This is a genomic window from Aeromicrobium sp. PFPM2_SD2, from assembly GCF_057364525.1.
The window spans coordinates 1-3,729 of record NZ_JBNFNZ010000247.1 but is presented as its reverse complement, the minus strand read 5'-3'; the positions used below and the strand labels follow the sequence as shown (position 1 = coordinate 3,729).

Annotated in this window: 6 protein-coding genes and 1 pseudogene; 1 reads left to right on the top strand and 6 read right to left on the bottom strand. The window is 74.5% G+C overall.

Going from position 1 to position 3,729, the window contains the following annotated elements:
• Positions 1–289: 289 nt before the first annotated feature.
• Positions 290–925, bottom strand: coding sequence for a TlpA family protein disulfide reductase (locus AC2W7G_RS11385; protein WP_485868532.1), 636 nt, complete (start codon positions 923–925; stop codon positions 290–292).
• On the bottom strand, positions 922–1,665 hold the full coding sequence (gene nth, locus AC2W7G_RS11380) for an endonuclease III (protein WP_485868531.1): 744 nt from the start codon (positions 1,663–1,665) through the stop codon (positions 922–924). The genes AC2W7G_RS11385 and nth overlap by 4 nt, the downstream gene beginning before the upstream one ends.
• Before the next feature lie 97 nt (positions 1,666–1,762).
• Between nth and AC2W7G_RS11375 the strand changes: the two genes are divergently transcribed.
• On the top strand, positions 1,763–2,440 hold the full coding sequence (locus AC2W7G_RS11375) for a Crp/Fnr family transcriptional regulator (protein ID WP_485868530.1): 678 nt from the start codon (positions 1,763–1,765) through the stop codon (positions 2,438–2,440).
• A gap of 61 nt (positions 2,441–2,501) precedes the next feature.
• Here AC2W7G_RS11375 and AC2W7G_RS11370 read toward each other — a convergent pair whose 3' ends face one another.
• The 4 genes and pseudogenes from AC2W7G_RS11370 to AC2W7G_RS11355 all read right to left on the bottom strand — a co-directional run.
• Entirely contained in the window at positions 2,502–2,882 is a 381-nt protein-coding gene (locus AC2W7G_RS11370) for a hypothetical protein (protein WP_485868529.1), read from the bottom strand.
• Positions 2,810–3,070 (bottom strand): annotated as a pseudogene (locus tag AC2W7G_RS11365) (MBL fold metallo-hydrolase); the annotation flags it as partial. The pseudogene AC2W7G_RS11365 and the gene AC2W7G_RS11370, both read right to left, overlap by 73 nt.
• Positions 3,067–3,264: a hypothetical protein gene (locus AC2W7G_RS11360; protein WP_485868528.1), complete on the bottom strand. Its 198-nt coding sequence runs from the start codon at positions 3,262–3,264 to the stop codon at positions 3,067–3,069. The pseudogene AC2W7G_RS11365 and the gene AC2W7G_RS11360, both read right to left, overlap by 4 nt.
• Positions 3,261–3,729: NUDIX hydrolase (locus AC2W7G_RS11355; RefSeq protein ID WP_485868527.1), on the bottom strand; the 469-nt coding region annotated here is incomplete at its 5' end. The genes AC2W7G_RS11355 and AC2W7G_RS11360, both read right to left, overlap by 4 nt.

The following is a 3,729-nucleotide window of genomic DNA, read 5'->3' as shown; positions in this document are numbered from 1 at the left end:
AGAGCATGAGCACCGCGGACGGCCGCGCGTCGGCCGGCGGGGCGGCCATGCTCGGCGCCAGCGTGCCGGCCGAGACGTCCTCGGCCGCGGTGACGATCGGCGTCAGCCAGTCCGGCACGGTCCTCTCGGTCACGGGCGCACCTCCGGGAAGAACGCACGGTACGGACGTCCGCCCGTGACAGGCTGGACGGCTCGCTCGCTCCGCTCGCTCACGGGCGCACCTCCGGGAAGAACGCACGGTACGGACGTCCGCCCGTGACAGGCTGGACGGCTCGCTCGCTCCGCTCGCTCACGGGCGCACCCCCAGGTGCTTCTCGATCGCGGCGAGCAGCTCCGACTCGGACTCGTACGCGGTGCGCTCGGTGGCGACCACGCGGCCCTGCGCGTCGACGAAGACGGTCTGCGGCAGCCCGATGACGCTGAGCGCCTTGCGCAGCGACTCGTCCGGGTCGGACACGACCGGGTAGGTCACGCCCGAGCGCTGCGCCAGCGCCAGCGCACCGGCCGGGTCGGGGTCGGCGTAGTCGACGCCGACGAAGCCCACCCGGTCACCGAGCGCCGTGTGCGCGGCCTGCAGCACCGGCAGCTCCTCGCGGCACGGCGGGCACCACGTGGCCCACAGGTTGACCACGTGCGGACGTCCGCGCAGCCCGGCCAGCCGGACGTCGGCTCCGCCACCCAGGCACGGCAGGGTCACGTCGGGCAGCCCGTCGTCGCGCGCGGCGTCGTCACCGGTCTGGGGGGGCACGGGTTCAGGCCCGGCGGCCTCCCCCGCGCGGCGGCCAGCTCGGGGGTGTCCCAGGGGCGGTCTCGGCGCTGGGGACGCTGCCCCGCCGAAGGTCGGCTCGGTCGACGGCGCGTCGGAGGACCCGCAGGCACCCAGCAGCAGCGTGCCGCCGAGCAGCACGGCCAGCAGCGTCCTCATGCACGCCCCTGGGTGGTGACGAGCTTCTCGGCCTCGACCGGGTCGGTCGGGCCCAGGCCGAACGACGGGCACCACGCGGCCACGGGGCACGCACCGCAGGCCGGACGCCGGGCGTGGCAGCGCCGCCGGCCGTGCCAGATGAGGTGGTGGCTCAGGTCGGTCCAGTCCCGGCGCTCGAACAGGGTGCCGACGGCGTGCTCGGTCTTGACCGGGTCCTTGGCCGTCGCCTCGTCCACCCAGCCCAGACGCACGACGAGCCGCTGGAAGTGCGTGTCGACGGTGATGCCGGGGACGCCGAACGCGTTGCCGAGCACCACGTTGGCCGTCTTGCGCCCGACGCCGGGTAGCGTGACGAGATCCTTCAGGCGTCCGGGCACCTCGCCGCCGAAGCGCTCGACGATCGCACCGGCCAGGCCGAGCAGGCTGTTGGCCTTCGCCCGGTAGAAGCCGGTCGAGCGGATGATCTCCTCGAGCTCGGTGCGGTCCGCCGCCGCCAGCGCCGTCGCGTCGGGGTACCGCCCGAACAGCACCGGCGTCACGAGGTTCACCCGCCGGTCGGTGGTCTGCGCCGACAGCACGGTCGCGACGAGCAGCTCGTACGGGTTCGTGAAGTCCAGCTCGGCGTGCGCGTCCGGGTAGGTCTGAGCCAGCACCCGGTCGACCTTGCGCGCCCGGCGCACGAGCGCGGTCGAGGGCCGCTCACCCGGCTGCACGGGTGGCGGGACGACGGTGCGGGACACGCGCCCAGCCTACGGGGCGGGCGCATGCACGCAGATGTGGGAGAATCATCACGTCCCCCGCCACCGGGGAAACCGCTAGGTGAGAGAAGGAACGTACGTGAGCGACGACGTGTTGCGTCAGGCCCCGCTGTTCGCCGGACTCGACGAGGACGCCTCGACCTCCTTGACCAGCTCGATGCCCGAGACCGCGATCCGTCGCGGCGAGGCCCTGTTCAACGAGGGCGACGAGGGCAGCGACCTGTTCGTGGTGACCTCGGGCAAGGTCAAGCTCGGCCGCACGTCCCCGGACGGCCGCGAGAACCTGCTGGCTATCCTCGGCCCGGGCCAGATGTTCGGCGAGCTGTCGCTGTTCGATCCCGGACCCCGCTCGGCGACCGCCACGGCCGTCACCGACACCACCGTCCGCAGCCTGGGGCACGACTCGCTGCTGCCGATCCTCACCGAGCACCCCGACGTCGCCCGCGCCCTGCTGCACCAGCTGGCCGCGCGCCTGCGCCGCACCAACGAGGTCGTCGGCGACCTGGTCTTCTCCGACGTCCCCGGCCGCGTCGCCAAGGCGCTGCTGGACCTGTCGAGCCGCTTCGGCCGCCGCGCCGACGACGGCGTCCACGTGCACCACGACCTCACGCAGGAGGAGCTGGCCCAGCTGGTCGGCGCCTCGCGCGAGACGGTCAACAAGGCGCTGGCCGACTTCGCCGCCCGCAGCTGGGTCCGCCTGGAGCCGCGCAGCGTCGTCATCCTCGACCTCGAGCGCCTGCAGCGTCGCGCCCGCTGACCCTGTCCCTGGCACCACGAGGGCCCCGCACCGGTCGGTGCGGGGCCCTCGTGCGTCCGGGTCAGACCTGGTCCAGGTACTCCAGCTGCGCCGCGACCGAGCGCTCGGCGGCGGGCCACAGGGACTCGTCGACGTCGGCGTAGACGCGCTCGACGACCGCGCGGCCGTCGTCGCGCCGCTCGCCGCGGCCACGCGCACCTGCTCGAGCCGCTGCTCGCGGTGGGTCAGGTAGAAGTCGACGACGTCGGCGGGGTTCTCGACGACCGGCCCGTGCGCGGGCAGGATCCGCCGGACGTGGCCGGAGACGACGAGCTCCTGCACGGCGCGCAGCGAGTCCAGGTACGGACCCAGGCGTCCGTCGGGGTGCGCCACGATCGTCGTGCCGCGGCCCAGGATCGTGTCGCCGGTGAGCAGCAGGTCCTCGGCCGGCAGCAGGAAGCACGCGGAGTCGGCAGTGTGGCCGGGCGTGTGCAGCGCCTGGACGGTGAGCCCGTCGACCTCGACCAGCTCGCCGTCGGCCAGCGGCTCGGCACCGACGCAGTGCGCCGGGTCGACCGCGCGGGTCGGCGCGCCGGTGAGCTCGGCGAACCGGGGCACCGCCTCCGTGTGGTCGGCGTGGTGGTGGGTCACGAGGACGAGCGCGACCTCCCCGCCAGCTCGAGCACGCGGGACAGGTGCCCCTCGTCGAGCGGGCCGGGGTCGACGACGACGCTGCGAGCGCCCTCACGCTCGCGCAGCACGTAGGTGTTGGTGCCGTCGAGCGTCATGACGCCCGGGTTGGGCGCCAGGACGTACGCGGCGCGGTCGCTGACGGTGACGCTCACTCGTACTCCCCCAGGTCGGTCTCGAGCCACACGCCGTCGTCGTCCGCGACCAGGCGCGGCTCGGCCAGCAGCACCCGACGCCCGTGGGCGACCTCGAGCAGCTCGTCGGCGTCGTGGCGCGCCAGCTGGCGCAGGGTCTGGTGCTGCGGCGGCATGAAGCCGGCCGCGTCGGCCTGCTCGGGCGAGAGCAACGTCCCGACCGGCACCCACACGCAGCGGTCGGCCTCGCCGGGCAGGTCGCCGACCTCCTGGCCGGGCGGCATGCGGGCGACGAAGAAGCGCGTGTCGTAGCGCTGGTGCGAGTGCGCGGGGGTGATCCAGCGCGACCAGGCGCCGAGCAGGTCGGCGCGCAGCACCAGCCCCCGCTCGCGCAGCCACGCGGCCAGGGTCGTCTCGTGCTGCTCCAGCGCCCGGCGCGCGGCCAGCCACTCCGGGCCGCTCACGTCGTCGACCACGGTGCCGGCG